At 65.1% G+C, this 26737-nt stretch carries 45 protein-coding genes; 24 read left to right on the forward strand and 21 right to left on the reverse strand.

The window, feature by feature from the left end; translation table 11 throughout:
- Window positions 1-23: 23 nt before the first annotated feature.
- From GPA27_RS13530 to GPA27_RS29490, 18 genes are all read right to left on the reverse strand, one after another.
- Window positions 24-236: a hypothetical protein gene (locus GPA27_RS13530; protein ID WP_169141149.1), complete on the reverse strand. Its 213-nt coding sequence runs from the start codon at window positions 234-236 to the stop codon at window positions 24-26.
- 205 nt (window positions 237-441) lie between these two features.
- Window positions 442-648 (reverse strand): HNH endonuclease, encoded by a 207-nt coding sequence (locus GPA27_RS13535; RefSeq protein WP_169141150.1) that lies wholly within the window; start codon window positions 646-648, stop codon window positions 442-444.
- A 411-nt stretch (window positions 649-1059) separates the two neighbouring features.
- Window positions 1060-1638, reverse strand: coding sequence for a DNA-binding protein (locus tag GPA27_RS13540; protein ID WP_169141151.1), 579 nt, complete (start codon window positions 1636-1638; stop codon window positions 1060-1062).
- Window positions 1638-1832, reverse strand: coding sequence for a hypothetical protein (locus tag GPA27_RS13545; RefSeq protein WP_169141152.1), 195 nt, complete (start codon window positions 1830-1832; stop codon window positions 1638-1640). Before GPA27_RS13545 ends, GPA27_RS13540 begins: the two co-directional genes overlap by 1 nt.
- The gene (locus GPA27_RS13550; protein WP_169141153.1) at window positions 1816-2040 is read right to left on the reverse strand and encodes a hypothetical protein; all 225 of its coding nucleotides are present in this window, start codon (window positions 2038-2040) and stop codon (window positions 1816-1818) included. The genes GPA27_RS13545 and GPA27_RS13550 overlap by 17 nt, the downstream gene beginning before the upstream one ends.
- Window positions 2040-2513: a hypothetical protein gene (locus tag GPA27_RS13555; protein ID WP_169141154.1), complete on the reverse strand. Its 474-nt coding sequence runs from the start codon at window positions 2511-2513 to the stop codon at window positions 2040-2042. Before GPA27_RS13555 ends, GPA27_RS13550 begins: the two co-directional genes overlap by 1 nt.
- A complete protein-coding gene (locus GPA27_RS13560; RefSeq protein WP_169141155.1) occupies window positions 2510-2824 on the reverse strand; it encodes a nuclease domain-containing protein in 315 nt (104 codons plus the stop codon). Before GPA27_RS13560 ends, GPA27_RS13555 begins: the two co-directional genes overlap by 4 nt.
- Window positions 2821-3270 carry a hypothetical protein gene (locus GPA27_RS13565; protein ID WP_169141156.1) on the reverse strand — a complete coding sequence of 150 codons (450 nt, stop codon included), beginning with the start codon at window positions 3268-3270 and terminating at the stop codon, window positions 2821-2823. The genes GPA27_RS13560 and GPA27_RS13565 overlap by 4 nt, the downstream gene beginning before the upstream one ends.
- Complete coding sequence (locus tag GPA27_RS13570) at window positions 3267-3854, reverse strand: RusA family crossover junction endodeoxyribonuclease (RefSeq protein WP_169141157.1); 588 nt, start codon at window positions 3852-3854, stop codon at window positions 3267-3269. Before GPA27_RS13570 ends, GPA27_RS13565 begins: the two co-directional genes overlap by 4 nt.
- Window positions 3855-3882: 28 nt before the next feature.
- Window positions 3883-5214 carry a replicative DNA helicase gene (gene dnaB, locus GPA27_RS13575; protein WP_169141158.1) on the reverse strand — a complete coding sequence of 444 codons (1332 nt, stop codon included), beginning with the start codon at window positions 5212-5214 and terminating at the stop codon, window positions 3883-3885.
- Complete coding sequence (locus GPA27_RS13580; RefSeq protein WP_169141159.1) at window positions 5211-5948, reverse strand: hypothetical protein; 738 nt, start codon at window positions 5946-5948, stop codon at window positions 5211-5213. Before GPA27_RS13580 ends, dnaB begins: the two co-directional genes overlap by 4 nt.
- Complete coding sequence (locus GPA27_RS13585; RefSeq protein WP_169141160.1) at window positions 5945-6124, reverse strand: hypothetical protein; 180 nt, start codon at window positions 6122-6124, stop codon at window positions 5945-5947. Before GPA27_RS13585 ends, GPA27_RS13580 begins: the two co-directional genes overlap by 4 nt.
- Window positions 6124-7053, reverse strand: a complete 930-nt coding sequence (locus GPA27_RS13590) for a DNA-methyltransferase (protein WP_169141161.1) — start codon at window positions 7051-7053, stop codon at window positions 6124-6126. The genes GPA27_RS13585 and GPA27_RS13590 overlap by 1 nt, the downstream gene beginning before the upstream one ends.
- A complete protein-coding gene (locus GPA27_RS13595; protein ID WP_256222945.1) occupies window positions 7050-8243 on the reverse strand; it encodes a helicase-related protein in 1194 nt (397 codons plus the stop codon). Before GPA27_RS13595 ends, GPA27_RS13590 begins: the two co-directional genes overlap by 4 nt.
- Before the next feature lie 245 nt (window positions 8244-8488).
- On the reverse strand, window positions 8489-8665 hold the full coding sequence (locus tag GPA27_RS13600) for a hypothetical protein (protein WP_169141162.1): 177 nt from the start codon (window positions 8663-8665) through the stop codon (window positions 8489-8491).
- A 5-nt stretch (window positions 8666-8670) separates the two neighbouring features.
- Window positions 8671-8796, reverse strand: a complete 126-nt coding sequence (locus tag GPA27_RS13605) for a hypothetical protein (RefSeq protein ID WP_256222946.1) — start codon at window positions 8794-8796, stop codon at window positions 8671-8673.
- A complete protein-coding gene (locus GPA27_RS13610; RefSeq protein WP_169141163.1) occupies window positions 8793-9068 on the reverse strand; it encodes an XRE family transcriptional regulator in 276 nt (91 codons plus the stop codon). The genes GPA27_RS13605 and GPA27_RS13610 overlap by 4 nt, the downstream gene beginning before the upstream one ends.
- Before the next feature lie 178 nt (window positions 9069-9246).
- The gene (locus GPA27_RS29490; protein ID WP_169141164.1) at window positions 9247-9483 is read right to left on the reverse strand and encodes a helix-turn-helix domain-containing protein; all 237 of its coding nucleotides are present in this window, start codon (window positions 9481-9483) and stop codon (window positions 9247-9249) included.
- Here GPA27_RS29490 and GPA27_RS13615 point away from each other — a divergent pair.
- Entirely contained in the window at window positions 9461-10171 is a 711-nt protein-coding gene (locus GPA27_RS13615; RefSeq protein ID WP_246261099.1) for a helix-turn-helix domain-containing protein, read from the forward strand. The two genes, GPA27_RS29490 and GPA27_RS13615, sit on opposite strands and share 23 nt — an antisense overlap.
- Window positions 10172-10277: 106 nt before the next feature.
- Here the strand turns inward: GPA27_RS13615 and GPA27_RS13620 are convergent, their stop codons facing one another.
- Window positions 10278-10520 (reverse strand): hypothetical protein, encoded by a 243-nt coding sequence (locus tag GPA27_RS13620; protein ID WP_169141166.1) that lies wholly within the window; start codon window positions 10518-10520, stop codon window positions 10278-10280.
- 46 nt (window positions 10521-10566) lie between these two features.
- Window positions 10567-10827 carry a CCDC90 family protein gene (locus GPA27_RS13625; protein WP_169141167.1) on the reverse strand — a complete coding sequence of 87 codons (261 nt, stop codon included), beginning with the start codon at window positions 10825-10827 and terminating at the stop codon, window positions 10567-10569.
- Between the two features lie 231 nt (window positions 10828-11058).
- On the opposite strand from GPA27_RS13625, the gene GPA27_RS13630 reads away from it, so the two are divergent.
- The 21 genes from GPA27_RS13630 to GPA27_RS13735 all read left to right on the forward strand — a co-directional run bounded on the left by GPA27_RS13630 (window position 11059) and on the right by GPA27_RS13735 (window position 21877).
- Window positions 11059-11502, forward strand: coding sequence for a zinc ribbon domain-containing protein (locus GPA27_RS13630; RefSeq protein ID WP_169141168.1), 444 nt, complete (start codon window positions 11059-11061; stop codon window positions 11500-11502).
- A gap of 18 nt (window positions 11503-11520) precedes the next feature.
- Window positions 11521-12096: a hypothetical protein gene (locus tag GPA27_RS13635; RefSeq protein ID WP_169141169.1), complete on the forward strand. Its 576-nt coding sequence runs from the start codon at window positions 11521-11523 to the stop codon at window positions 12094-12096.
- Window positions 12097-12276: 180 nt separating this feature from the next.
- Window positions 12277-12456, forward strand: coding sequence for a hypothetical protein (locus GPA27_RS13640; RefSeq protein WP_169141170.1), 180 nt, complete (start codon window positions 12277-12279; stop codon window positions 12454-12456).
- 97 nt (window positions 12457-12553) lie between these two features.
- Entirely contained in the window at window positions 12554-12748 is a 195-nt protein-coding gene (locus GPA27_RS13645) for a hypothetical protein (RefSeq protein ID WP_169141171.1), read from the forward strand.
- A 3-nt stretch (window positions 12749-12751) separates the two neighbouring features.
- Window positions 12752-12904 carry a hypothetical protein gene (locus GPA27_RS13650; protein ID WP_169141172.1) on the forward strand — a complete coding sequence of 51 codons (153 nt, stop codon included), beginning with the start codon at window positions 12752-12754 and terminating at the stop codon, window positions 12902-12904.
- A complete protein-coding gene (locus GPA27_RS13655; protein WP_169141173.1) occupies window positions 12901-13071 on the forward strand; it encodes a hypothetical protein in 171 nt (56 codons plus the stop codon). The genes GPA27_RS13650 and GPA27_RS13655 overlap by 4 nt, the downstream gene beginning before the upstream one ends.
- Before the next feature lie 9 nt (window positions 13072-13080).
- A complete protein-coding gene (locus GPA27_RS13660; protein ID WP_169141174.1) occupies window positions 13081-13428 on the forward strand; it encodes a hypothetical protein in 348 nt (115 codons plus the stop codon).
- Complete coding sequence (locus GPA27_RS13665) at window positions 13425-13652, forward strand: hypothetical protein (protein ID WP_169141175.1); 228 nt, start codon at window positions 13425-13427, stop codon at window positions 13650-13652. The genes GPA27_RS13660 and GPA27_RS13665 overlap by 4 nt, the downstream gene beginning before the upstream one ends.
- Before the next feature lie 8 nt (window positions 13653-13660).
- A complete protein-coding gene (locus GPA27_RS13670; protein WP_169141176.1) occupies window positions 13661-14494 on the forward strand; it encodes a recombinase RecT in 834 nt (277 codons plus the stop codon).
- The gene (locus tag GPA27_RS13675) at window positions 14491-16248 is read left to right on the forward strand and encodes a YqaJ viral recombinase family protein (protein WP_169141177.1); all 1758 of its coding nucleotides are present in this window, start codon (window positions 14491-14493) and stop codon (window positions 16246-16248) included. Before GPA27_RS13670 ends, GPA27_RS13675 begins: the two co-directional genes overlap by 4 nt.
- Window positions 16245-17459, forward strand: coding sequence for a recombination-associated protein RdgC (gene rdgC / locus GPA27_RS13680; RefSeq protein ID WP_169141178.1), 1215 nt, complete (start codon window positions 16245-16247; stop codon window positions 17457-17459). The genes GPA27_RS13675 and rdgC overlap by 4 nt, the downstream gene beginning before the upstream one ends.
- Window positions 17456-18283, forward strand: a complete 828-nt coding sequence (locus tag GPA27_RS13690) for a hypothetical protein (protein WP_169141179.1) — start codon at window positions 17456-17458, stop codon at window positions 18281-18283. The genes rdgC and GPA27_RS13690 overlap by 4 nt, the downstream gene beginning before the upstream one ends.
- Window positions 18280-18633, forward strand: a complete 354-nt coding sequence (locus GPA27_RS13695; protein WP_169141180.1) for a DeoR family transcriptional regulator — start codon at window positions 18280-18282, stop codon at window positions 18631-18633. The genes GPA27_RS13690 and GPA27_RS13695 overlap by 4 nt, the downstream gene beginning before the upstream one ends.
- Window positions 18630-18818, forward strand: a complete 189-nt coding sequence (locus GPA27_RS13700) for a hypothetical protein (RefSeq protein ID WP_169141181.1) — start codon at window positions 18630-18632, stop codon at window positions 18816-18818. Before GPA27_RS13695 ends, GPA27_RS13700 begins: the two co-directional genes overlap by 4 nt.
- Entirely contained in the window at window positions 18815-19072 is a 258-nt protein-coding gene (locus GPA27_RS13705) for a hypothetical protein (RefSeq protein WP_169141182.1), read from the forward strand. The genes GPA27_RS13700 and GPA27_RS13705 overlap by 4 nt, the downstream gene beginning before the upstream one ends.
- Entirely contained in the window at window positions 19069-19557 is a 489-nt protein-coding gene (locus tag GPA27_RS13710; RefSeq protein ID WP_169141183.1) for a hypothetical protein, read from the forward strand. The genes GPA27_RS13705 and GPA27_RS13710 overlap by 4 nt, the downstream gene beginning before the upstream one ends.
- On the forward strand, window positions 19554-19736 hold the full coding sequence (locus GPA27_RS13715; protein ID WP_169141184.1) for a hypothetical protein: 183 nt from the start codon (window positions 19554-19556) through the stop codon (window positions 19734-19736). Before GPA27_RS13710 ends, GPA27_RS13715 begins: the two co-directional genes overlap by 4 nt.
- On the forward strand, window positions 19733-19987 hold the full coding sequence (locus tag GPA27_RS13720) for a helix-turn-helix transcriptional regulator (RefSeq protein ID WP_169141185.1): 255 nt from the start codon (window positions 19733-19735) through the stop codon (window positions 19985-19987). The genes GPA27_RS13715 and GPA27_RS13720 overlap by 4 nt, the downstream gene beginning before the upstream one ends.
- Before the next feature lie 110 nt (window positions 19988-20097).
- Window positions 20098-20427, forward strand: coding sequence for a hypothetical protein (locus tag GPA27_RS13725; RefSeq protein WP_211164991.1), 330 nt, complete (start codon window positions 20098-20100; stop codon window positions 20425-20427).
- Window positions 20428-20459: 32 nt separating this feature from the next.
- Window positions 20460-20819, forward strand: coding sequence for a hypothetical protein (locus GPA27_RS13730; RefSeq protein WP_169141186.1), 360 nt, complete (start codon window positions 20460-20462; stop codon window positions 20817-20819).
- Between the two features lie 50 nt (window positions 20820-20869).
- Window positions 20870-21877, forward strand: a complete 1008-nt coding sequence (locus GPA27_RS13735; RefSeq protein WP_169141187.1) for an integron integrase — start codon at window positions 20870-20872, stop codon at window positions 21875-21877.
- A gap of 3 nt (window positions 21878-21880) precedes the next feature.
- Here GPA27_RS13735 and GPA27_RS13740 read toward each other — a convergent pair whose 3' ends face one another.
- Window positions 21881-23176, reverse strand: coding sequence for a tyrosine-type recombinase/integrase (locus GPA27_RS13740; RefSeq protein ID WP_169141188.1), 1296 nt, complete (start codon window positions 23174-23176; stop codon window positions 21881-21883).
- 254 nt (window positions 23177-23430) lie between these two features.
- Between GPA27_RS13740 and mutS the strand changes: the two genes are divergently transcribed.
- Both mutS and GPA27_RS13750 read left to right on the forward strand, forming a co-directional pair.
- Window positions 23431-25971 carry a DNA mismatch repair protein MutS gene (gene mutS / locus GPA27_RS13745; RefSeq protein WP_211164992.1) on the forward strand — a complete coding sequence of 847 codons (2541 nt, stop codon included), beginning with the start codon at window positions 23431-23433 and terminating at the stop codon, window positions 25969-25971.
- The gene (locus GPA27_RS13750; protein ID WP_169141190.1) at window positions 25968-26723 is read left to right on the forward strand and encodes a fused MFS/spermidine synthase; all 756 of its coding nucleotides are present in this window, start codon (window positions 25968-25970) and stop codon (window positions 26721-26723) included. The genes mutS and GPA27_RS13750 overlap by 4 nt, the downstream gene beginning before the upstream one ends.
- Window positions 26724-26737: the final 14 nt, after the last annotated feature.

Raw genomic sequence — 26737 nt, forward strand, 5'->3', positions numbered from 1 at the left:
GCAGGCGGTCGTCCACTCCACGGTCAGACCTTCTTACCGCCGGCCGCGACCAGCTTCGGCGGCGCAGCCGGAGCGAACCGGCCCGCGACCTTTTGCGCGTCGGCCTGCCTCTGTTCCTTCTTGCCGCCCTCGCCAACCTTCGGGTGCGTGTATTGCACCGCGGCGATTGCTGCCCTGACCTGCAGCGGCGTCGCCTCGGTCCGCCCGAGCGCTACGTCCTGCAGCAGCTGGAGCATATCCCTGTCGCCCTGCGGCACTGGCGCGGGTGCGCTCGCCTTCGCTTTCGGCTTACGGCCGGCGCCAGGACGGGCACCGCCGCTCCGCCCTTTGACTCCGGCCATGATTTGAATCCTATTTGATACGGGGATTTAATCTGCGCGTGGGGAACCTAGTGGTTTCTGACCCCCAAGGCCCCAGAGATTTACCCCCCCCCTACCGGGGTCAGCCTGGCGCTCGCGCCTGGTTCTCCGCCGCCGTCTTGGCCTTGTGGCAGCCATCGCACAGCGACTGGAAATTGCTCTCATCGTCCGCCCCGCCATCGGCAAGAGGAAAGATGTGATCCACCTCAGAGGCTGCCGTCACTCGGAACTCGCGCTCACACTCGACGCACAGCGGGTGGCAGCTCAGCCACCTGGCGCGGCGCTTCATCCATCCGTATCCCCGCTGGCGCGGCGTCGCTCCAGCTCGAGGCAGCGCGCCGAGACTCCGCCCGACCAAGGCCGGAACGCTGGACCTCAGAGTCTTGAGCTTCATTCGGTATCCAGCTGCGGGATGAATCGCCTCGCGGCGCTTGCAGGCCTTGCAGCCCGCCGGATCGGATCACCTCCTTGACGGGGTGGCGCATCCTTGAAACAGCCTGCTGAGTTGGGATCTGGCCTCTTCGGGTTTCAGGCCGCTGCGGTAGCGGCTCGGTGTTCCCGCCTCAGTCCCCGCAATGCGGGTCCGCGCTTGCTTCAGGCAAAGAAAAAGCCCGCGATCCTTTCGGAGGCGGGCTGCATCGGGATTTCTCCCGTGTATCTACTTCGGGCTTATACAGTGCGTTGCTCACACAGTCAAGGGCTACCCATCTTCCCCTACCATCCCGCAGTTCCGCAGCCGCTCGTCGATCGCCCGCACCGCCTTTGCTTCAATCTCCCGCATGCACTTCTGCACGCGCTGATTCTGGTCCGACACGGTGTTCCGATGCACGGATGCGATCTCAGCCAGCGCATCGAGGCTCACCGTCTTCCGCCCGAACGCCCGCATCACAAGCGCCTGACGCAGACGGTGATGTGACACGCAGCCCGCCAGCGCAGCCCGCATCGCGTAGCTGGTGAGCCACTCGACCGCCTCGGCCCATTCCTTCCCGGGCGTCTTGCCACTGCAACAGACCTTGCCGCACTCGCACTCCTGCATCGCCGGGGCGAAGCGTGCGGCAATCGCCATCTGCTGCTCGATCGGCAGCCGCTTGACCTCGGCGCGCACGAACCCGGACTGCCCTGCCCCATCCAGGCCGACCAGCCCCTTCCCGCTCCCGATCGCCCCGCGCATCAGCTTTGCCATCGGCGGAGCGTCGTACTGCTGCAGGCTATAGTTGAATGCGAACGTCAGTGCGGCATGGGCGCTCACGAAGACCGGCGCTACGGTGTCCGTCGTCATCAGGCAGGATCCCTTTCTTTGGTGTTGGTAATGGTCGGCGTCTTCGCATCGAACCACGCGCACGGCTCGTGCATCGGCTTCTTTTCGACGCACCGGCAGCGCTCGACACCCAGCGTCACGCGCTCCTCGATGTGCATGCACTCACGGCACCGTGGAGGCGGCGGCACCGTCAGCAGTTCATCGGCCGTGTTCATCGCGCTTCCCCTTGCTGGTGAATACCTTCGCCTTGCCGTACAGCTGCTCGCCGATCTGCCGCACGAACTCGCGCTGCATGAAGTCGAGCCTCTCGTCGTCGAGTCGCACGACCAGGATCTTGTCCTCGCGCCATGCGGCCTGTTTCACGCGCTCGGCTTCCGGGGCGTTCGGGCCGAGCCTGCCGAGGGGTGACGTGTAGCCGGGCATCAAGCCTCCTCCACAAAGTTCTCTGCCATCTCTGCGACGGCGTCCTCATCCATCTCCGGCCAGTAGCGCTGGGCGATGTGCCGGCAAAAGGCCCTCGTCACGACCCTGAACTCGCCCTCGTCCATCGATTCGAAGCTGAGCGAACGCGGCGTGCGGTGCGTCATCACGCCAATGCCCGGGATTACCGTCTCCGAGACATCGCACTCGATGTTCGCGTCGAACTGCAGCTTCTTCAGGACCGCGTGCGCATCCATGCCGGAGAACTCTTCGACGTTCCGCGCACACAGCATTCCGATACGGTGAGCAAGGCGCCAGAAGCCGGGGCTGCGCGGTTTCGTGAGATCGGCCGCAAGCAGGTCGCCGACCTTGTATCCGCGCTCGCGCAGGCGGGCCAGTGTGTAGGTGTCGGCCGGCACCAGCGCGCCACGCTCGACACGGAACATGAGGCGCTCACGGCGACGTGGCACGCTCACGCCGACACCTTCAGCTTGCCGGCCTTCAGGAGATGCCGGACAGTTCGAATCACGCCACGGCGCCAGTACCAGATCTTCTCGTCGCGCGAGAGATTGGCCTTGTCGTCGATCTCCATGTGGCAGCGGTGGCAGCCGGCGGCGAAGATGTCGTCGGCCTTGATGCCGATGCCGATACCCTCTTCCTGCCAGTTCGAATGGCATGGCTCGAGCCCTTCGACCGAATAGTCGACGCACACGCCCGGGATCTGCAGCGTGCATTCGTGCATGTCGTGCGCCAGGTCGAGGAATTTGCGGCTGCGGAATACGCTCACGATCCTGCCTCCATCATCACCATCCGCGCCCGCGAGCCCTTGTCGTCGCAGGCCGGCGAGTTCGACCACTTGCGGCCCTTGGTCGGCCGGCGCCAGTTACCCGGCTCGGCGTACCAGGCGAGCGCGTTGCGCATCGGCTCGGTGGCGCCGGACTGCTGCTCGATCGCATCTGCAGCCTCTGCGGCGATCTGCACGCCGAGGGCGGCGAGCTGGCGCAGGCGCGGAACGAGGCTGTTCAACGGCCGTCCTCGCACAGCGACGCGAGAGGCCTGCGAAGGTGCAGGCGACGTTCCGTACTGCCATCCATGCGCGGCCCTGGGCTCGCCGGCCATCGTCAGCTCCTCCTGCAGCGGGATGCACTGGACGGACTCCTTGCACGAGCGGCAGGCCCGGTCGGCACGCATGGCGCGCTCGTACTGGCCGAAGCACAGCTTCTCCACCGTCACCGTGCCGGCCTCGCATGCAGCTCCACCACGCGCACGAACACGCCCGGCCGCTCGCCGTACTGTTTGCTCATGCCGACCCTGCAGACCTGCGCGTCATCCTTCACGACGATCTTGTTCAAACCGTCCAGGACAGCCTTCAGGCCGTTATCAAGGTCGGGCTTACCCGTCGGCATCACCTCGCCCCTGATCGCGGCGTGGCGCTTCTTCTGCGACCAGCTGGCGGGCACTGAGCAGGTCGCGACCATCTCGACCAGCACCGGCAGTTCGCTCGGCGCGCGGCCGTCCATTGCATCGCTTGCGGCCATGCGCACGAGGTTTTCGTACTCGACGGTGTCCTTGGGCGCGTAGTTGGCGATGAACTGCTTCCCGTTGCCCATCTTCGCGATGCGCGAGCGGTGCCGGCCCTTGCCCTTGGGTTCGCCGGGGATCAGGAAGCTGATGTCGAGCGGTGCGCCTTCTTCACGTCCTCGAGCAGCGCCAGTGCCGACGCCTTCCCGTGCCGTTTCGCCCACAGCTCGTAGAACGCTTGCCGCGCTTCCTTCGGCTGCCGCGCGATCCAGCGGCAGAGGCAGGTTCGTTTCCATTGCTCGGTCCATGTCGGTCGTTGCTCCCTCATTCCTCATCGAAGCCTCTGCTGCGGCGGCGCATCGGCTGGCTCTCTTCGCGTGACCCCTGGTAGCTGCAGTCGGCGAACGATGTGTATTCGCCCAGCCATGTCAGCCGCACGTCGCCGATCTGGCCCTGCCGGTTCTTGCGGATCAGCACCTCGGCCGTGCCCTTGTCGGGCGAGTCGGGGTTATAGACCTCGTCGCGGTAGATCATCATCACGATGTCGGCGTCCTGCTCGATGGCGCCGGAGTCGCGCAGGTCGGAGAGCATCGGGCGCTTGTTCGGGCGTTCCTCGCACTTGCGCGAGAGCTGCGACAGCGCGATGACCGGACAACCGAGTTCCTTGGCGAGCGCTTTCAAGCCGCGGCTGATCTGCTCGATCTCCGCGTTGCGGTTCGCGCCGTCGCCGGCCATGAGTTGCAGGTAATCGACCACGACCAGCGCAATCGGGTGCTTGCGCCGCACGCTCTGCGTTTTCGCGCGAATGTCGCTGATGCGCTGCGCGGGCTGGTCATCGATGTAGAGTCGCATCCCCTGTACGCGGCCCACTGCACCTGCGAAGCGGTCGTGATCGTCGGAAGTCATGCCGCCGCCGATGATGCGGTCCAGCGCGACATGCCCAGCCGAGGCGAGCAGCCGGTCGGCCAGTTCCGTTTCGGCCATTTCCTGCGAGAAGGCGACGACGACGCCGCCGTGCGAAACGTTCGCGGCGATCTGCATCGCGAGCGCCGTTTTGCCCATCGCGGGACGCGCGGCGATCAGGACGAGGTTCCCGGCGCGCAGGCCGCGCAGCTTGGCGTCCAGATCCGCGAAGCCCGTCATCAGACCGTCGTTTCGGCCTTCCCACCGGGCGCCCATCTCGGGCATGTAGTCGCGCAGCACGTCGCCGATGAGCCTCGGGCCGCGGGTGACCGTGCCGTCGACCAGCTTCGACACCGCGGCAGCGGCGCTGGCGACGTGCTCGCGAATGTCGCCGTTGCCGTGCGCGAGGCTCGCGATCTCGTCGGCTGCGGCGAGCAGTGCGCGGCGCGTGGCCTTGTCGCGCACCGTCGAGACGTGCGCCGGCAGCATGGCGAGGCTGTAGCCGTGTTCGGCGCACTCGACCCAGTACGCCAGGCCGGCGCTATCCGATCGCCCCTTGAGCGTGTCGTCCAGCGATACCGGATCGACGGGGCGCCCCTGATGCCACGCCGCGAGGATGGCGGAGAAGGCTTCGCGGTGCGACTCGACGGCGAAATGCTCGGGCAGCAACCCGGCGACGCGATCGGCCAGGATCTGGCCCTGCAGGCAGCAGCCGATGATGGTTTGCTCGGCAGCGGGGGACGTGAGGCTCATGCGGCCACCTCGTCGCGGTGGTACTTGCCCTCAACGACCTTGGCGAAGTTCTGCGGGCGCACCAGCCACTCCAAGTCCGCGACAAACGGGTCACGACCGGGTGCGCACTGCCCCCGACCGGTCAGGAACTCGGACTGCCCCACGTAGGCAAAGAAGCGACGCCACCACTCCATGCGCTGCCGTTTCGCGTCTTCCCGCCACCGGGTGCGCAGAAGCGTTTTGCGCATCTCGTTCCACACCTTCACCGGTGTGCAGGTCGGCAAGAGCTCGTGGTAGGCAGCGATTATTTCTTGGTGCGGGCAAGGGTCGGCAGCGGGAACGCTGGCGACTACCAATGCGTTAGCATTGGTTAACTCTGTATCTGTATCTGTATCTAGAGCGTTAGTTTGCCGTTGCTGTAACGTTACATCGCCTGCAGCCTCCTTTTTCTTCCTCTCGCGATGCGCTGCAACCCGCGCTGCGCTTGAATCCGAGCGGAATTGTCGCTTATCCCACGCAACGGGGCATGCGTTCTCGTCGATCAGCCCTTTGGCCTGCAGGACACCCTTCGTGCGGGACCATTCGTCGCCAGAAATGCGAAGCTGAAACGCGACTTCTTCATCGTGTAACGTTACATCGCCGTTACTGCACTTGAGGCATAACAGCATGATGTAACGCCGCTGGTCGGCCTCGCTCAGCATCTGCACCTTCGGGTCGGTGGCGAACTCACCGTAGAGGCGGAACCAGTCCATCATGTGAGCCCCCTGTCCCGCTCCATGCGCGCGACGCTATCCGGGCTGCGCTGATTGATCAGATCGCGCATGCGCGCCGCGTGTATGCGCCTCGCCTCGAATGTCGTCGCAGCGAGCAGAGCGACCTTTTCTGCGGCGATGCGGCGCTCGTGGAGGTAGTCACGAAGGCGGGCGAGCATCACGCAGCTTCCATCGAATCAAACAGCCCGCCGTGCGTTTCGCGCGCCTGTCCGATGTTCTTGCATGCCTGCTTGAAGTACGCGGATTTCAGTTCCGATCCGACGAACTTGCGGCCCGTCTTGATCGCCATGTAGCCCGTGCTGCCGATGCCGCTGTAGGGGTCGAAGATCACATCACCCGGATTGCTCCACAGGTGTATGGCGCGCTCGATAAGGTCCAGCGCCATCGGGCAGACGTGGCGTTCGTCCTCGGCTTCGCGCGCCGCCTTGGCGTTCAGTGTGTTGCTGAAGTTGATGTCCATCCACACCGGCGAGGCGTAGCGACGCCACCGCTCATGCGACAGCGTGCCGTGTGTCGGCTCGTTCTCGCCGACGAAGTATTCGAGTCCGTTCTGGTGGGCGACCGGCTCCGGGTTCTCGCCGTCCTTGCGGAAGGCAAGCAGGTATTGCGGGATGCCGGCGCGCGAGCGCGTCGAGTCCTTGCACAGCTGCTTGTGCATCAGCCCGAGCGCCTTGGTGCGCGTCGCCTCGATCAGCGGGTCTTTCCAGGCGCAATGCTCGGAATGGAAGATGAAGCCTTGTCGCGTGAAGGCGCGAATGATGTCGCCGCGGAAATCCTTGAGGCCGATGAACCCGTCGCGCTCTTTCATGGCCGGGATGTTCATCACGTCGACGCAGACGATGCGCCCCGGCATGGTCGCGCGATGCAGGCCAGCGACGAGGTAATCGAAGTGCTCGTAGAACTGCGCATCGCTGGCTGAATTGCCCATATCTCGGTCGCTGTTCGAGTACGTGTAGAGACTCGCGTAAGGGGGCGAAAAGATGCTCAGGTGCAGCGAGTTTTCCGGCAGCGCATTGACGACTTCGATGCAGTCCGCATTCCACAGCGTCCAGTTCTCGCCGCTGGCTTGATCCAGTACCTTGTTCATGCCGCCACCCCCATCCATGCCGGAATCGCCATCGGGACGGATGGCTGATAGTTGGTCTTGTTGCGCAACGTCGCGCCGTGCAATGCCGCGGCGTTCAGGTCTTTCATGTGCGCAATCATGTTGTTGTACGTTTCTTCCGCCTCGCGCTCTTTGCGCTTGATGTTCGAGACGACCGCGCCTTCCGTTTCTGCGGTGATGACATGCACGTTCACCGGCCGCGTCTGCCCGAAACGCCAGCAGCGGCGGATCGACTGATAGAGCTGTTCGTAGGAGTCGGAGAGCCCGACGAATGCCATGTCGGCGCAGCGCTGCAGGTTCAGGCCCAGGCCGGCGATCTTCGGCTTGCTGACCATCACGCGATGCCGGCCCTCGAGGAATCCGACGATGGCCGACTCCTTGCGCTCGTCGCTGTCGCTGCCGGTCACCTCGATGGCGTCAGGGATCGCCGCCGCAAGCTGGGCGCTCTCTTCGTTGAGGTTGCACCACACAAGGAACGGGCGATCGCTGGCGTTCACGATGTCCGCGCATGCCTTCACGCGGTCGCTGATGCTCTCGCGGCGCGCCTGCTGGCGCTCCTGCAGGGTTTGCGCTTCCAGCGCGAACAGGAAGCCGCTCGTGGCTGTTTGCACCTTGATGCAGTGCTCGTGCATCGCCAGCGGCGGCAGCACGAAGCCCTCATCCGAATAGCCGAGGTCGGACGGCTTGCGGATCATCACGGACCACGATGCCATCCACTCCCAAAACGCCCGCTGTGCGTGACCCTTCACCCGCCATTTCGACGTGTCGCCGCCGTCGTGGGTGAAGTACATCGCCAGCATTTCGCTGCGCGTCATCACGCCAAGGAATTCCGCTTGCGTACCCAGCTCCATCACGTCGTTCGGGGCTGGCGTGGCGGACGAGCAGAGGCGGAACGGCGCCGCCTTGAACGCGTCAATCATCCAGGTGCTGTACGCGCCTGAGCTGTTTTTCAGGATCGAAGATTCATCCAGCGCGACCGCGCCGAACTGCTCGATGTGAAAGTTTTCCAGCCGCTCGTAGTTCGTCACCGTGATGCGCTTGGTGACACCGGCCTGATCCTTCGCATACGCCAGATCAATCCCGAACTTCTCAGCCTCGCGCACGAACTGGTGCGCCACGGCCAGCGGCGCAGCGATCAGGCACTCGTGCGGCTGCTTGTCGGCCCACTCCATCTGCATCGGACCTTTGCCGATCCCGCAATCTGCGAACAGCGCAGCGCGCCCGCGGCGCAAGGCCCACCGAACCATATCCGCCTGGTGCGGGTACAGCATCGGATTCAGCGCAGGCACATGCGACAGGCCGGTACTCGGGTCCGTCGTCGCCTTCTGCTTGAGGAATTCCGTGTAATCGTTCATGATTCTCCCGTTTCTCCGACGGCTCCCGAGGTGTTCGCGCACCGATGACGGAGCCGTTTTCATTACCGCGCCACCAGCGCGCGGACCACGCCAGAGCCCGCGCGAGCGGCCCGGCGATTCGGGGCCATCGACCCCATCCAAAAGCTGAACCACGCCCGCCACAGCACCAGCGGGTCGAAGGTCAGGCGCAGCGATGCCCGCGCGCGGTATTCGGCCAGAACCACGATCTCGGCAGTCATGGCGATCACCAGAACAGCCGTGCGGCCGTTTCGAGGCCAACGGCGACCGCCGCGACGACGACGCCGACCAGGACGAGGCAGGCCGCGAATTCGAGGGGCTTGAAGGGGTCTTCGTGATCGCGCTTGCTCATTCGTCACCTCCGATGTGGCGTAGTCCGTCGCGCGCCAGCACCTTCAGGGCGCGCAGTTTTTCAGCCGGGATCGTCACGCTGTCGCCGCCGACCTCGACGACCTTCAGCCCGAGCGATTCGAGGAACGCGCCCAGCTCTTCCAGCCGCAGGCCCCGCTCGCCCCTCCCGATCCGGGAAACGTGGCTTTCGTCGTGACCAATGGCGCGCCCGACCTCTTCGTTTTTCACGGACGCCAAGCGGCGCAGAATCAGGGTCTGCAGGGGGTCGGTCATCTCGTGGCCAGCGTGCCCGTGGTGTGGTCGCAGTTGCTCGCAGAATTTCGCGTGCGAATCTGCTGGAATCTGCGTGTAGCGCCCGCCATGCTGTCTCTAAGGAAAAGAACGCCGACCCCACTCGGGGCCGGCGCAAGCCCGGAGGAGGCCGGGAGGGAGACAACGATGGAACGGGAGGTCATGCGGCACCTGATGGCGACGTTATGTCGGCACCTACGCCCTCGCTTGTGACGGGCGCTGCGTCGACTTGTGCAAGCAGGTTCGCCAGTTTCAGGGCGTCATCAGCGGAATCTGGCGCCTCTCCGCGCTCCCATCTTGAGATGCGAGGCTGGGGCGCGCCAATCTCATTCGCGATGCGCGTTTGCGAATAACCCGCGGCACGGAGGCGCAGGATGATTTCTTGTACGGTCGGCATGGATGCACTCTATACGCATCCGTATAACTCAGTCAATACGCACGCGTTTAATACGCTGTTGCATAGTGACGATATGAGCGCGCGAGACACAATTCGGGAGCTGGTAGAGCGGCGCAAGGAAAAAACCGGCCAATCGCTCACAGCTCAAGCCAGAGAGATGCTGATGACGCAGGCGACCCTGTATCGCATTATCAGCGGGGATATCCAGCACCCTAGCTATGACAAACTGAAGGTCATCGCCAAGTTCTATGGGTGCTCGGTTGAGGACTTGGAATCCGGCGCCGCCCTTGCGCTAGAGGCTCCTGCGGGCGAAAAGTCGGATAAGGCCCCACCGGAAAATGAGCCCCCATCTGGCGAATCCGTGAATTACGACACGGTCGTATCACCTTCGTCCAATTCCCCCGCGCACGAGCCTGTACCAGAATATGCCTCCCCCGCGATCACGTACGAGGTGATCCGGGATGTCGTAGCCGGGGCCCTGCGAGGGTTCGGGGTCAGCTACGAAGCCTTGGTCAATGACGAGCCTGCAGCCAGGCGGCGCATCGAAGCAATGCTGCGGACGGACAGCGCGGAAACGCCTGCGCCGCAAAGCTTGCGGATGCCCGCAGGAAGCAGGTTTGTTAAGTCCAGGGGCGGAATGATCTCAGATCGCAGATCTGGCGACAGGCGCAAAAAAGAAACCCGCTGAATGCGGGTCGAGTGGGGATGCAGCGCGCCTGTGTCGGGGGGCTCTTCGGGGCCCCGCAGCCGTCTGGACGCAGACTACGTGGAGCGGGCACTCCGCGCCTGCATTTCTATGATTCGGGGCAGCCGTTGGCGATGTCGGAGGCCTTGCGGAACGACGACAGCAACGCCAGACCTTCGTCGCGCTGCATCACGCCGGCACGTCCAGACAGGATCTCGCGCCCATCCGTAACGGCCGACCAATTCAGGCCGGAAATTCGCCCCGCTTTCGCCAGCGCAAGCAGTTCGCTCAGAACCTGCTCGCACTCTCTGGCGTTCCTGGACTGAATGCTGTAGAGGCGGGGCTTACGCATCGGCCTCGGCAGGGGCGGTACGGGACGAAGCAACCACAGGGGAATCCTAGATCAGCTTGACGAGCGCCGCGACCGCGCCTACAGCAACGACCATCATCGCGCCGAGTTTGATCGTGAGCTTGAGCTCGAGCTGCTCGATACGGTTTTCAAGGCGGTCGACGTCGGACTTGGTCGCGAGCTGCGTTTCGAGCGCTTCGGCGAAGACTTCCTTCTGCGCTTCGGCCATCGCCGAGGCCTGTTCGCGCGTGAGCCCGGCTTTTTCCAGCCGTTCTGCGTACTTCAGGGTATCAAAGGTGATCGTGCTCATGGGTGAAGGATAGCACGGCGAAGATTCTGCTCATTACCCGAGGTCAAGGATCAGGTCGGCGTGCCGCAAGGTGGGTGGCGGCCAATGGCAGGCATCTCATTGCCCCGAGTCTCCCATGTTTCGCCCATGACATTTGTCACGAGGGTAGCGTTACGATAATGCCATAGCCGTTTTGCCTTCACGACACTAGGGTACAGCCAAGCCCGCTGCATTGGGCATAAGGAGGATGAAATGGCCATCATTGCATGCCCTGAATGTAGGAAGGACGTCAGCGACAAAGCAAAGCTCTGCCCGTCGTGCGGATATCGCATTCGAAAGTCGAAATTTCTTAAGGTACTCGCAACGTCGATCATCGGAGGAGTTGCGATCCTCGTCGTTTCTGGCATTGCGGTCGGAAGAATGTCGAGCATCTCTGCTAAGAACGCCGTTCTGAATCGTATCGGAAACAACCACGGCTCATCTGTCACTATTACGAAATACAGCGACAACAACCGCACCGGAGAGCATTACGTGTGCGGTGTCGCTGGCCGATGGGACGCCTCGACTGGAAAGCTCGATGCTCCGCAACTGTTCTTCGTAGTACAGAAAGGCTGGCTAAGCACTACAGAAAAGGCGTACATCCAAAGCGACCAGAACTTTTGGGATATCTACTCGAAGATCGCACGATGTAGTTGAAATACATGGAGATTCGCTATGAATCTAACAACTTGCTCCGCCATCGCCGCTTTCGTCCTTCTATCATCCGGAAACTCACTTGCTGCAGAATTCCAAATCAAAGGGCATCGACTCGGCGAGGACGAGTCGTCGGCCTGCCAGGACGGGAAGGTCGTCAGGCTTCAAGAATTACTTACAACAATTGGGGTTGGCGGCTTCGATTTCCCTGCCACAAGCTGTGATGTGCGATTCGATAGCGTGGCCGGACTAAAGCCATCCGAGCCAGCCAAGCTCTTATTTTGGAATGGCGCGCTTATTCGCATTGTGATCCGTTTCGATGGGCTTGATTGGTCTGACGCGGCAGGTTTCAGGACGGCGTTCACGGACTTGTATGGCAAGCGACCTTCCTTGAAACGAAGCCCTCCATTCATGACAGAATCGTGGCGCAACGGCGGACAGAGCCTGCAGCTTGAATGGACTACCCGTTTGAAGAGCGTCGGCGTCTATTTGACAGATGACCGAGCATGGGAGGAGTACGAACGGGCCCGCAGACGTGCCGACGGCGCGGTGGAGGCGGCCGAAAAGAAGCGCAGAAGTAGAGACGTTCTCAATTAGCGCCGACCGCTGATTTAACCCCCACCCCGAACAGCCGCCCACGAGGCGGCTTTTTCTTGCCTCCGCGAATCTGGCGCGCGGCGTCGTGCGCTTTTTTATACGCGTACGTATTGACTAATTTATACGTGTGCGTATAGTTCAGTCAGCAGCAGGACAGCTAAAGCCCACCGGGAGCCCGACATGCCGAACCTACCCCGCCGCCACATCGAATCCCGCCGCACCGAACGCGGCCTGTTCGTGATCGTCGCCGTTCTGGCTGCGCTAGTCGTCGCCGGGGTGATCGGTTCCGTGCTGGTCGATCTGTACGCCGGCCTCGCTACGGCCGTCGGCGACGTTCTGACCCACACGCCGGGGCGCTGACATGCGCGCCCTTACCGATCTAGCAATGAGCGCCTGCGCGGCCGTCCTGATCCTGCTCGGCGAAGCGCTGGGCCTGTCGATCGGCGACGAGTGAGCCATGACGCTCCGGGGTGACGCGACCGACTCGACGGCGACCTGCTACGGCAAGCACCGCTTTCCGTCGCTCGCTCAGGCCCGGAAGGTCGCCAAGCGCAGCGCGAGCACGCACTGCGAACGCATCAACGCTTACCACTGCCCGCACTGCGCGGGCTGGCACATCGGCAGCCATCTGCCGCGACCGAGGAGGAAGTGAAACATGTTGCTCAGGCACACGAAGGAACGCCCCGACCTCAACGACGGGCAGAGGCACGAGCCGGAGCACCGGCAGGCGACGGCGCTGCATCTGATGCTCGCGCTCAAGCAGGTCCGCCAGCGCGGCCCGTTCCGCACGGCGAAGGGCCTGAAATGACGGCACGGTTCATGGAGATGCGCAGCGACTGGGTGATGCGCGAGTTCTGCAACGTCGTCCAGTTGCGCGTACAGCGCGGCGAGATGACCGCGCGCGCCGCCGCCGAGCATCTCCGGGCGCACCTCGTGCCGCTGCACGTCGCGCTTCGCATTGTCACCAGCAACTAGGAGGAATCCATGCTGCACACGAACTACCACCACATCACGGCACCGATCGAAGCGCCGGAGCCGCCCGACACGGCAGCGCGCGAGCAGGCCGTCGAGCTGCTGACACCTGTCGTGCTCGACGAGTACATGCAGGACATCGTTCGCGTCGATGAGGCGCGCGGCTTCTTCCTGCGCAGCGAGGATGCAGCGATCTGCGCCGCGATCATGGCCGGCGATGCGATGCGCGTCGGGCAGATCACCATCGAGGCCTGCCGGCGCGTGGTCGAGATCGCCGCCGAGGCCGAAGCCGAGCGCCGCGTGGATGCGATGGATCGCGAGGATGAGGCGGATTACTACGCGGCGCGGGTGGCGTCATGAGCGCCGCCAAGCCTCTCAGCGCCGGCCGCACCGCGACCTACATCGCCGCGATCTTCGGCCTGTTCGCGCTGCTGCAATGGCACGACGCCGCCACCGCCGAGCGGATCGCCGCCCGCGAGCAGGCCGACCGGCAGCAGATCGCCGACTCGATCCGCGACATGGACTGCGGCGAGAGCCCGGTGAATCTGGCGCAGTCGCCGCACACCCCCAACACCCTGAAGTGAGGACCACCATGAGCAACGTCACCGCGCTGCAAGCGCAAAAGCAGAACTTTTCCCTCGCGCCCAAGGATATCGACGAGGCTTTGCGCTTTGCCGACATGCTGGCGAGTTCAGTCCTCGTGCCGAAGGACTATGTCGGCAAGCCCGGTAACTGCCTCGTCGCCATCCAATGGGGCATGGAACTCGGCCTGCAGCCGATGCAGGCGATGCAGTCCATCGCCGTGATCAACGGACGCCCGAGCCTGTGGGGCGACGCGATGCTCGGCCTGGTGAAGTCGCATCCGGCTTTCGAGTGGATCAAGGAGGAGTGCGACGGCAACGTCGCGACCTGCACCCTCAAGCGCCGCGGCGAGCCGGAGGTGAGCCAGACCTTCACGATGGAAGACGCGAAGCGCGCCGGCCTGACGGGTAAGCAAGGCCCATGGACGCAGTATCCGAAGCGAATGCTTCAGATGCGTGCACGCGGCTTCGCGCTGCGCGATGCGTTCCCGGATGCGCTGCGCGGCCTCATCTCTTCCGAGGAAGCGCGCGACCTTCCGGCCGAGCGCGACATGGGCGCCGCCGAGGTCGTCGCTTCGGAGCGCCAGCCGGCGCCGCGTGCGCACGAGCCGCAGGCACTGCCGCCCTACCCTGCCGACGAGTTCGCCGCAAACCTCCCGAAGTGGCTCAACGCCATCGAGGCCGGGAAGGTTTCCGCCGATCAGGTCATCGCCCGCAGCTCGAGCAAATACACCCTGAGCGAAGCGCAGAAGAGCGCGATCCGCAACCCGCCGAGTCCTGAGCTGCAGGCCGGCGATGTCGCCGACGCCGAATGGACCGCCGCCTATGAAGGAGAGCAGCAGTGATCGAACTGAACGTACAGCAGGGCACGCCCGAATGGCATGCGGCCCGCGCCACTACCCACAACGCATCCGAGGCGCCGGCCATGATGGGCGTGCATAAGCAGTGCTCGCGCACCGAGCTGCTCTTCATGAAGAAGACGGGAATCACGCCGGACGTGTCGGATTGGGTGCAGCGCTTCCTCTTCGACAAGGGGCATGAAGTCGAAGCCATCGCTAGGCAGATGATCGAGGACTCGCTCGGCGAGGAGCTGTATCCCGTCGTTGCGACGGACGATTCCGGCAAGTACCTCGCCAGCTCAGACGGCGCGACGATGCTGTTCGACGTCGGCATGGAATGCAAGCTCTGGAGCGAGGAGACTGCCGCCTCGGTACGTGCCGGCCAAGTGCCCGACTACCACGCATGGCAGCTCGACCAGCAGATCGCCGTCTTCGGTCTGGAGAAGATCATCTTCGTTTGCTCCGACGGGACGCCCGAGCGCACCGTCTGGTGCGAGTACCGCACGACGCCCGAGCGCATCGCTCGCCTGATGGCGGGGTGGGAGCAGTTCGACCGCGATCTCGCCGACTACGTGCCCGAGGCGCCGAAGGCCGACGCGCCGATCGGCCGCGCCCCGGAATCGCTGCCGGCGCTGCGCATCGAAGTCACGGGCATGGTCACGGCCAGCAACCTCGCTGCGTTCCAGGAACACGCGCTCGCCGTCTTCCGTAGCATCAATACCGACCTGCAGACCGATGCCGATTTCGCCGACGCGGAGAAGGCGGTGAAGTGGGCGAAGGAAGTTGAAGACAAGCTCGACGGCGCCAAGCAGCACGCGCTGAGCCAGACGGCCAGCATTGACGAGCTGTTCCGCACGATCGACACCATCAAGGACGAGGCGCGCGCGGTGCGCCTGAAGCTCGACAAGCTGGTGAAGACCGAGAAGGAAGCTCGGAAGCTGCATATCGTTTCGCAGGCGTATCAAGCACTGCTGGATCACATTGGCAACCTGAACCAGCGCCTCGGTGGGCAGTTCATCCCGTCGGGCGCGTACAGCGCCGCGATGTTCGGCGAGGCCGTGAAGGGCCTGAAGTCGCTCGACAGTATGCGGGACAAGGTCGGCGTTGCACTGGCGAACGCCAAAGTCGACGCGAACGCGCTCGCCGACCGCATCGACGCGAACCGCAAGAGCGTCGAGGACATGAGCCTCGCGCCGGACTTCGCGCAGATCTGCACGAAGGCGCCCGAGGACTTCGCCGCGCTCATCCAGGTGCGCGTCAATCAGCGGAAGGAAGCCGAGGAACGCCGACTGGCTGCCGAGCGTGAGCGCATCCGTGCCGAGGAAGAAGCAAAGGCGCAGCGCGCAGCGCGCGAAGCTCAGGCCGAGATCGACCGCAAAGCCGCCGCCGAGCGTGCCGCTGAACAGGCGAAGCTCGACGCCGAGCGCGCGGAGCTGAGGCGCCAGCAGGAAGCCGTCGATGCCGAGCAGCGCCGGCAGCGCGAGGCCGAGAACGTCCAGCGGATGAAGCCGGCGGCACAGCCGGCCGTCGAGCCCACCCCCACCCCGGCAGAGAGCGCAGCAACGATCACCCTCGGAAAGATCAACGAGCGACTGTCACCGATCAGTCTCAGCGCCGCCGGCCTCGCCGAACTGGGCATCCAGCCCGTCGGGCGCGAGCGCTCCGCGGTGCTGTACCGCGAGTCGGACGTCGGCCGCATCTGTACGGCGCTGATTCGCCATCTTTCGACCGTGTGCGTTCAGCTTCTGGAGGCGGCATGATCCGCAACGCCCTCGCCTACCACCTCCCGTCCGGCTGGCCGTGGGACGCCGACGCGATGTCGGAATACCTCTCGCGCCGCACGTTCCAACCCTGCTGCCAGCTCGACCACGAATCCAGCGGTTTCGTGCCGCCGCGCGACGAGGCGAATCTTTGCCATCAGGTCGGCGACTTCCTGCTCGTGTGCCTGCAGACGGAAGAGCGGCTGCTGCCGGCCTACGTCGTCGCCGAGCATGCCGACCTGAAGGCCGAAGAGATGATGCAGATGCAGGGCTTCAAGCCCGGCCGCAAGCAGATGAAGGAGATCAAGGAGGCGGTGCTGTTGGAACTGCTGCCGCAGGCCTTCACGCGGAAGCGCCGGACGCTCGCCTGGATCGACCCGGCATCGTCGCTGCTGATCGTCGATGCCGCCAGCGCGAACCGCGCAGAGGACGTGCTTTCGCAACTGCACCAAGCGCTCGACATGCTGCCGGTGGAGATGCTGCGCACCGAGCGCACGCCGACGACGACGATGGCCGACTGGCTCGCCTCCGGCGACGCGCCGCAGGGCTTCAGCATCGATCAGGAATGCGAGCTGGTATCGGTCGGCGAGGATGGCGCGTCCGTCCGCTACACGCGGCACGACCTGCACGGCGACGACGTGCGCGATCACCTCGCTGCCGGGAAGCTGCCGGCGAGCCTCGCGCTGACGTTCAGCGACCGCGTGAGTTTCGTGCTGACGGAGAAGATGGAGGTGAAGCGCGTCGTGCTGCTGGATGTGCCGATGCAGGGCCGCGAGCAGGCCGACGACGCGATCGAGCAGTTCGACGCGGATTTCCTGCTCGCTGCGAGCGAGGTCGGGATTCTGATGCGTGAGCTGATTTACGTGCATGGCGGGCTGATGGTGAAGAGCGACGCAGACCTGGTCGCGCATGCCGAGAGTGCCCGGGGCGCTTTCAACAGGCTGGCCGCGCTGGCCGCGTCGGACGGCGGATCCATGACCATCAGCGACGGCGAAGGCAACGTCCTGATCGGCGCCGGCAACGAATACGACCCGCTCTACCCCGACGCAAAGCGCATCGTCATTGAGCAGCGCAAACCGTCCATCAGCCTGATTCAGCGCCATCTGCGCATCGGCTACAACCGCGCAGCGCGGCTCATCGAGCAGATGGAAAGCGACGGCATCGTGTCCGCCATGAAAGCGGACGGCACCCGGGAGGTAATCGCAGCATGAGCACCGATACCAAGGCAGTCGAAACCGCCCTCGCGTCCTCGCACGAGATGCTGACGGTGGCCGATCTGTGTCTGATCACCAGCATGGAAAAGAAGGCCGTCGAGGCGCAGCTGAAGGCACTCGCGCAGCAAGGGCAGATCGATCACAAGCCGAAGACCGGCCGATTCGAAGCCTACTACGGGCTGCTGCGCACGACGCCGCAGGCAGCTGTCAAGGAATCCTTGACGGTTCAGGAGGCGCCGGCCGCCAACGGCGCAGGCGGTGCGGCGACCGTGCGCGCCATCCCGGCGCCGGAGTATGACCCGAATGACGTTGCTTTCAGTTCGGGCGCACATCCCCGCAGCGATTCGGCGCTGGCGTCGCGCATCGAAAAGCTTGGAAATCAACTGGTGTATGACCAGAGCGGGATGGTCGTGGGCATGTTCATGGTTGCGGACTTGGTCACGCTGGTGCGCGGCGAGCAGGCCGCCCAGGCCGACACCGTCGCCGCAAAGGTGAAGGTGATCGACGGCCTGCGTGCCGACCTCGCCAACGCGAAGGCCCTCGCCGACAAGCTCGAACATCTCCTCGGCTCCGAGCGCACCGCCTGTGCCGCGCTGCGCGAGCAGCTCGACGGCATGGTCAGCCCGACGGTCGAGAGCATCGCCCCGGCCGGCTATCTCGTCCGAGCCCCGAAGCGCGCGCACCGCATCGTCACGAAGCAGGACAAGGCGCAAGCGCACGCGCTGGCCGCCGCACGCAACGGCTCCGGTCGCGGCGAGGTGTTCGCCCTGGTGCCGATCGGTCGCGCGGTCCGTGGTGCCGAGTGGAGGCCGGCGAAATGATCCCCATCGCCACGCAACTCGCCGCCGCGAACGGCGCGTGCACTCAGCCTGCGTCGCGCACCGGACAGCTGCCCCAAGTTCCTTACTCCCTGTTCGGGCTCGGCACCAACGGCGGTGCCCCCATCGCCCGCGGCGCCGCGAAGGAGGCCCGCCGCAACGGCATCGTCGAGTACCTGCGCACGCACGGCGGGTACAAATCGAGCGACATCGCTGCGGCCTTCGGCGTGAGTGCAGAGACGACGGTCAAGGATCTGCGGGAGATGAGAGCGGAGGGGCGCGTGCGCCGGGACGATTCGCGGAGTCCGTATCTGTGGGAGGCCGCCGAAGCCGATGAGGAGAGCGCCAAATGAAAGCGCCAGACCTGCATTACGACAAGTGCCGCTGTCAGGGCTGCGACTGCGACCGCAAGGCCGACTGCCTGCGGTTTGTGGCGCTGGATGACATGGGGCCGGCGACGCCTTGGACGGAGCGGTATTGCGACATGGGCCGCGAGGCGGAGGGGTTCATTCGCGTGCGGGAGGACGTCGCGCAATGAACATCATCCCTCTGGAAACTCTGCACCGCGAAACGCTCGATTCGCTGTTCGCTGAAGCAGCAACGCTCGGTGCGATTCGCGTATGGCAGCACACCGACCTCGGCGACAGGCCGAAAGCAAGCTTCAAGGTCGAGATCATTTTCCGCAGTGCCCGCGGCAGCAAGATCGAGGCCGTTGGCAATCACAGCAGCCTCGCGTGTGCGATGGCGGATGCGATCAACGAGGCGCGCGAACTCGGAGCAGGAAAACAATGACCCGTCACCTCGCCCACATGCTCAACCGCCGCGACGAGTCCCGCAGCGCCAAGCTCCAGAACATCCAGCACAACCGGCACATGATCGGCCAGTACGACGAGATCGAGATGCTCGAGCGCCAGGCTGTCGATGCCTTCCGGCGGGGCTACGCCCGCGGCACGCACTGGAACGTGCTCGCCGACAGCCGCAACGTGCTGATGCTGACCGTTTGCCACAAGATCGAGACGGCGCACGTCAAGGCCGATTTCGAGGCCGTGCGCGAGGTGACGCGGATCGCGCTGGATGCGCTCAAGACGATCCGGGATCGCGAGCAGAAGACGGGGAAGTTCGGCTGCAATGCGGACGAGCTGAACGCCCTGCATGCGCTGGTCGAGACCAGCCGGGACTTCTGGGTGCGGCAGCCGGCGGAGCTGTTCCGCCAGGCCGTCGAGGCGAGCGCCAGGGTCACGAAAACGCTGGTGCAGGAACGGAGGGCTCAGGGATGACCGAACGCGCCAGCAACATCCACTACGCGAAGGTCTGCATCGCACAGTCGCGGCACTTCACCCGCCGACAGCGAGGCTTCAGCTTCACGCTGCTGCGCTGGGCGGGGAATGCTCGGCGGCGCGCGATGGCTGAGGCGGTGGCGCCGGTTCAGCGCGATCTGTTCGGAGGTGCAGCATGAGCAAAGCAGCGGCAATCAAGCCCATCTACGTCGATCTCCCGACCGTCGCAGGAATCGTCGCGCTATCGGCGACGACGGTGCAGGAGCTTGTCCGGCAGGGCCAGTTCCCCGGTCCGCGCCAGTTGTCCGGCCGTCGTGTGGCGTGGCTCGTGCGCGAGGTTGAGGAATGGGCTGAGAGCCGGCCGGCGTCCAACCTATTGCCGCCGCCGAATACCGGGGCGAAGAAGCCGCGGAAGCAGATTGCGGCGTGAGAACGCGGAGCCCAGCCGACCGCGCGAGGCTGGTTGAGAAAAGCCACCGCCGGCCCCCGGTCGGCTGCGACGTTGGGTTCTGTGGCGGCGGTAACTACGGAGGACGAAACATGCAGTTTGATTGCGAATGCGGCGCGACGAGCTACGAAGACCCGCCCGAGTGCCCGGATTGCGGCCGGCGGATGAAACACGCTGCCGCGCGGCTTGAGGTGCTGGAGCGTGAGCACGCGCAGTTTTACGACCGCTGGCACAACGAGCGGCGGAAGCGCGAAAAGTTGGCCTCGGATGTCGAGCGCTGCTATCGCATGCTGCTCTCGGAGCCGGACACCAAGGGCGCGCTGTTCAAGGCTGAAAACATCCTGCGCGAGGCGCTGGCCGAATCGAAGCTGACACAGAACGCACGCAATGAGCGGCCCGAGTATTCGGGTCCGCTCGATTAACGAGTTGGGCGTGTTTGGAGAAAGGGAAAGCGATGGAAATGCCACCGAAGGAAGTAATCGAAGCGGCCGAGGTTGTTGGTCGATGGTTCGCCGAACGCAACATGACCGACTGGTGTCTCGGGCCGTGCGCCTCCCGCGCCGAGCTGGAGAACGTGAAGCAGGTTGAATTTCCGCGCCGGGTCGAGAAGGTTGCCGAGGGCTGGCGGAAGAAATGCGACCGACTGACCGAAGAAAACGCACGGCTGCGTCATGCAGTCAAGATCGCAGCAAAAACCTTCGGCGAGTACGCCGAGATCCACGCGGCTAAGACTCCGCCTGAAGGACTCAAGGTGCGTCGAAACGAGAACTTGCGGGATCTGTGCCGCGAGGCGCTGACGCCCAACTCCAATTAACAGAGAGAAATCGTCGGTTAACGTTCCACGATCACCCGGGAACCCTTGCCATGACTGAAACCATTGAACGAAACGCGACACCCGCCAAGGCGGCACAGCAGCCCGGTCTGATGGCGCACGTCCGCGAGACGCTCCGGGTGAATCGGTATGCCCTTTCGACCGAGCGGAACTACTGTCAGTGGATCTGGCGCTTCATTCTCTTCCACGGCAAGCGCTCGCCGCGCGAGATGGGCGCAGCGGAGGTGGAGGCATTCCTGTCGCATCTCGCGACCGCGGAGAACGTCAGCGCGAAGACCCAGAACCAGGCGCTGCACGCCGTCCTCTTCCTCTACAAGCGCGTCCTCGGCATCGATCTGCCGTGGATCGACGGCATAACCCGGGCGCGCGAGAGCAAGCGCATCCCGGTCGTCCTGACGCAACGGGAGACGCAGGCCCTGCTCCGCCATGTGCATGGCACTTCCGGGACGATCATCAAGCTGCTGTACGGCACAGGTATGCGGCTGCTCGAGGGGCTGCGACTGCGCGTCAAGGACGTGGATCTCGAGCGACGCGAGATCATCATACGAGAGGGCAAGGGCAACAAGGACCGCGTCACCATGCTGCCGGCCTCACTCGTCGACGAGCTGCGCGACCATCTCCAGGCGCGGCGGATGATGCACGACAAGGACCTCGCCACCGGTCACGCAGACGTCGAACTCCCGGACGCGATCGAGCGGAAGTATCCGCAGGCTGGCCAGCAATGGGCGTGGCAGTACGTGTTCGCGGCGAAGACCTACAGCACCTGCCCACGGACCGGCGTCTATCGCCGTCATCACGTCGGCGAGTGGGTGATTCAGCGAGCGGTGAAGGCCGCGGCGCGGGCGGCCGGCATTCCGAAGCTGGTGCATCCGCACACGCTGCGGCACAGCTTCGCGACGCACCTGCTCGAGACGGGAACAGATATCCGGACTCTGCAGGAACTGCTCGGGCACAGCGACGTGAAGACGACCATGATCTACACCCACGTCCTGAACCGTGGCGGGCGCGGCACCGTCAGCCCGCTGGATAGGATCGCCTGACGCCTACCGCCGCGCTAGGCCTTCCAGGTGCGCATCCAGCCGCCGGAGCCACTCCACCCGCTCCGCATCGTAGGAATGCAGGTTGTACGTCCCGACAATGCCCGGCTGCATGTGCCCGATGACCGCCTCGCCGACCTCGTTCGGGCAGCCGATCGAAGCGAGCATCGTGCGCGATGTGCGGCGCAGATCATGCGGCGCCCAGTGCGTCACTGGCAGCCGCGGGCGCGGCTCATCCGGCCGCGTGCGGCTGTACGGCTGATGGTGATAGACGGCGACCTGGACCGTCTTCTGCTCGACAGGCTTCACTTCCTTGGTCTTCGCCGGGAATAGATACCCGGCCCCGTACAGATCCTTCCTGCGCAACACGACGGTGCGCGCCCGTCCGAACAGCGGCACACGCAGGTCGGTCGCGTTCTCGTGGCGAGCGCTCTTCGTTTTTGCCTTCGGGCACTGCCACCACAGGACGCCGTCGGCCTCCTCGCGGACTTCGCTGCCGCACATGCCGCAGATCTCGGCGCCGCGCGTCGCCGTCCAGAGGTAGAGCGTCAGCACATCCTCGACGAGCGACGAGAAGTTCGGTAGCCAGCGGATAACATCTCCGACCTCCTCGGCAGTGAGCACGCGCTTTGCCGTGCCGACGTGCTCGCCGTTGATCTTCTTTCCTCGGCTCTTGATCTTGCCGCGCAGGATCAGCCGCCACCAGTTCGCAGCGGTCTCCGGCAGCCTCCCCGAGTCTATGGCGTAGTCCCACGCCGCGCCCAGCTCCGAGCGCAGGTTCTGCGCCTGCACCGGGGCCCGCTCGGAAAGTGACTTGATGAGGTCGAATGCCTGGCTGCGGGTGAGCTCCGCCGCTGGGATCGAAGCCACGTCGCCGAGGTCCAGATCGAACATGCGCCGGATCTCGGTTGCGCCCTTTCGTTGCCGGGTGATACGGATGTGCCCAACGAAATAGTCGTTGCACACGTCGAGCACGGTATAGGCCGCGGTGACGGCCTGCCGGCGCTTCGCGTCAGCCTGTCGGCGCTTCTCTGCCCGCGCCTCCTTCGCGGCCAGCGCCGGATCCTCCCCGGCATCCCGCGCCTTGCGCAGCCGATCCCATTCCGCGACCGCCAGGTGCAGCGACAGCGCCGGCCAGTCGCCGAGCTTCGTCTGCCGCATGCGTCCGTCGATCGGGCTCTTGTAGCGGTACGTCCACGCCCGCCCGCTCTCCGTCGCGACGATCCGCAGACCGGGAAATTCAGGGCTGGTAAGATGCTCGCCCGCAGGCAGGAGCTTGATGGTGCGCGCGTCAAAGGTCATTCCGGCGTAACTTCGGCTATGACGTTACCGTCCCGGCGTAACCTCGGATTCGATGGCCGGCGTAAGGTCTGGTTTTCGGATAGCCGAAAAGCTACGCCACTCTGCCGAGTGTTGGCAAGTTTTGACGGGTGTCGCCGTTATTCGACACAAAGACGCGAACTGCGCGTAACTACATACGAAACAACGGACTAGGCTGGAAATTGACAGCAAAACAGGATGTTACGGACGGGCGCGGAACGGGTCATACTCCCGTGATGGTCCAGTACCTCCGGATCAAGCAGCAGCACCCCGACACGCTGCTCTTCTACCGGATGGGCGACTTCTACGAGCTGTTCTTCGAGGATGCCGAGAAGGCGTCCCGACTGCTCGACATCACCCTGACGACGCGCGGACAATCCGCGGGACAACCGATCAAGATGGCCGGCGTCCCGTTTCACGCGGTCGAGCAATACCTCGCGCGGCTGGTGAAGCTCGGCGAATCGGTCGTGATCGCCGAGCAGGTCGGCGACCCCGGTGCCACCAAGGGACCCATGGAGCGCGCCGTCAGCCGCATCGTGACCCCGGGCACGCTCACCGACGCGGCCCTCCTCGACGACCGCTCCGATTCGCTCCTGCTCGCCGCGAACCTGCATCGCGGCGTGCTCGGCCTCGCTTGGCTGAACCTCGCGAACGGCGATCTGCGCGTGTTGGAATGTCCCGCCGAACACTTGCAGGCCCAGTTCGAACGCCTGCGTCCCGCCGAGGTGCTCGTGCCCGACGGCCTCGCGCTGCCGCTGGTCGAGACGCTGTCGCCGGTGTTGCGCCGCCTTGCCGACTGGCAATTCGAGGGCGAAACCGGCGAACGGCTGCTCACCAACCACTTCGGCACGCGCGACCTGACCGGCTTCGGCGTCGAAGACATGCCGGTCGCGCTGGGTGCTGCCGCAGCCCTCTTCGACTACGCGCGCAGCACGCAGCGCCAGAGCCTCGAACACGTCACCAGCCTCAAGGTCGAACGCGAATCCGAATACCTCCGCCTCGACGCGGCGACGCGGCGCAACCTCGAACTCACCGAGACGCTGCGCGGCGAGCCCTCGCCCACCCTGCTCTCGCTGCTCGACTCGTGCGTGACCAGCATGGGCTCACGCTGGCTGCGCCACGCCCTGCATCACCCGCTGCGCGACCGTCATCACGCCGCCGCGCGCCACGGCGCCGTCAGCGAGCTGATCGGCAACGACAGCGGCGACGCGCGCATGCTCGCGAACGCCCGCCAGGCCCTGCGCGGCGTCGCGGACGTCGACCGCATCACCGCGCGGATCGCGCTGCGTAGCGCCCGCCCGCGCGATCTCGCCGCGCTGCGCGACAGCCTTGCGCGCCTGCCCGAACTGCACGACGCGCTCGGCCGTCCGCAATCCGCCCTGCTCGCCCAACTCGCGGCCGGGCTCGGCATACCGGAAGCCGCCCTCGACCTGCTCCTGCGCGCGGTCGCCCCGGAACCCGCCGCGGCAGTGCGCGACGGCGGCGTCATCGCCGCCGGCTTCGATGCCGAACTCGACGAGCTGCGCGGCATCCAGACCAACTGCGGCGAGTTCCTGATGGCGCTCGAGGCACGCGAGCGCGAACGCAGCGGCATCGCCAACCTGAAGGTCGAGTTCAACAAGGTGCATGGCTTCTACATCGAAGTCAGCCACGCGAACGCCGCCAAGGTGCCCGACGACTACCGCCGCCGCCAGACGCTGAAGAACGCCGAACGCTACATCACCCCCGAGCTGAAGGCCTTCGAGGACAAGGCGCTGTCCGCGCAGGAGCGCGCGCTCGGCCGCGAGAAGATGCTCTACGAGGCCTTGCTCGAAGACCTCGTCGCCCATATTCCGAAACTTCAGCACATCGCCCGCTCCCTCGCCTGCCTCGACGGCCTCGGCGCCTTCGGCGAGGCGGCCGTGCGCTACGGCTACGTCCGCCCGACGTTCTCCGACCAGCCCGGCATGGACATCGTCGGCGGCCGCCACCCGGTCGTCGAACGCCAGGTCGAGAACTTCATCGCCAACGACTGCAGCCTCGCGCCCACGCGCCGCATGCTGATGATCACCGGCCCGAACATGGGCGGTAAGTCGACCTTCATGCGCCAGGTCGCGCTCATCGCGCTGCTCGCCCACGTCGGCGCCTTCGTGCCCACGCAGGCCGCGCGCATCGGCCCGCTCGACGCGATCTTCACGCGCATCGGCGCCTCGGACGACCTCGCGTCAGGCCGCTCGACCTTCATGGTCGAGATGACCGAGGCCTCGGCGATCCTGCACGGCGCCACCGACCAGAGCCTCGTGCTGATGGACGAGATCGGCCGCGGCACCTCGACCTTCGACGGCCTCGCGCTGGCCTTCGCGATCGCGCGCCACCTGCTCGACAAGAACCACTGCCTGACGCTCTTCTCCACCCATTACTTCGAACTCACGCGCCTGAACGCCGACTATCCCGAGTGCGCCAACGTACACCTCGACGCGGTCGAGCACGCGCACCGCATCGTCTTCCTGCACGCCGTCGAGGAAGGCCCCGCGAGCCAGAGCTACGGGATCGAGGTCGCGGCGCTCGCCGGCATTCCCGGCTCGGTGATCCGTGACGCCAAGCGCCGTCTGCGCGCGCTGGAGAACCGCGAAGTCGGCGCCGGCCCGCAGGCCGACCTGTTCGCCGCGCTGCCCGAAGCGGACGACGAACCCCTGTCGCATCCGGCGCTCACCGCGCTCTCCGAAATCGATCCCGACAGCCTCAGCCCACGCGAGGCGCTGGAACATCTCTACGCGCTGAAGCGCATGACCGCATGAGCACGCCCATCGACATCAGCGAGGACGGCGGCGTCCGCTACCTGCATTTCGGCTCCGAGTGGGTACAGGGCGCAATGCGTATCCGCCGCCCCAACGCGCTCGAACTCGCCTACACGCGCGAGATGATGGCAGGCCTGTTGCTGCGCGACGCCGAGGAGTGGCCGCGCACGGCGCTCGTGATCGGACTCGGCGCCGCATCGCTGACGCGCTTCCTGCATCACCATTGCCCGCAGACGCGCACCCAGGTCGTCGAGATCGAAGCGCGCGTCGTCGCCGCGGCGCGCCAGTTCTTCAAGCTGCCGGACGAAGACCCGCGGCTGGCGATCCACGTCGGCGACGGCGTGCGCTACGTGATGGAGACGGAGCGCAAGTTCGACCTCATCCTCGTCGACGGCTTCGACCGCAACGCCCGCGCCGGCGCGCTGGACACCGCCCCGTTCTACACGGCGGCACGGGCGCGGCTGTCGGAACAGGGGCTGATGTCGGTGAATCTCTTCGGACGCTCGCGCGGCTTCCGTGCCAGCGTCGAGCGCATCATCACCGCCTTCGACGACCGCGCGATCGCGTTCCCGTCCTGCGACAGCGGCAACGTCGTCGCCTTCGGTGCGGAGGGCGACCGGATCGACATTCCGGTGACAGAACTACGCGACCGCGCCCGCACGCTGAAGGAAAAGACCGGCCTGGACCTCGGCCCCACGGTCACGCGGCTGGAGCAGGCAGGAAGCCTGCCGGGGGGCAGGCTGATCCTGTAGTTCGCAGGGCGGAT

The sequence above is a fragment of the Aromatoleum toluolicum genome (assembly GCF_012911005.2).
Classification (GTDB): domain Bacteria; phylum Pseudomonadota; class Gammaproteobacteria; order Burkholderiales; family Rhodocyclaceae; genus Aromatoleum; species Aromatoleum toluolicum.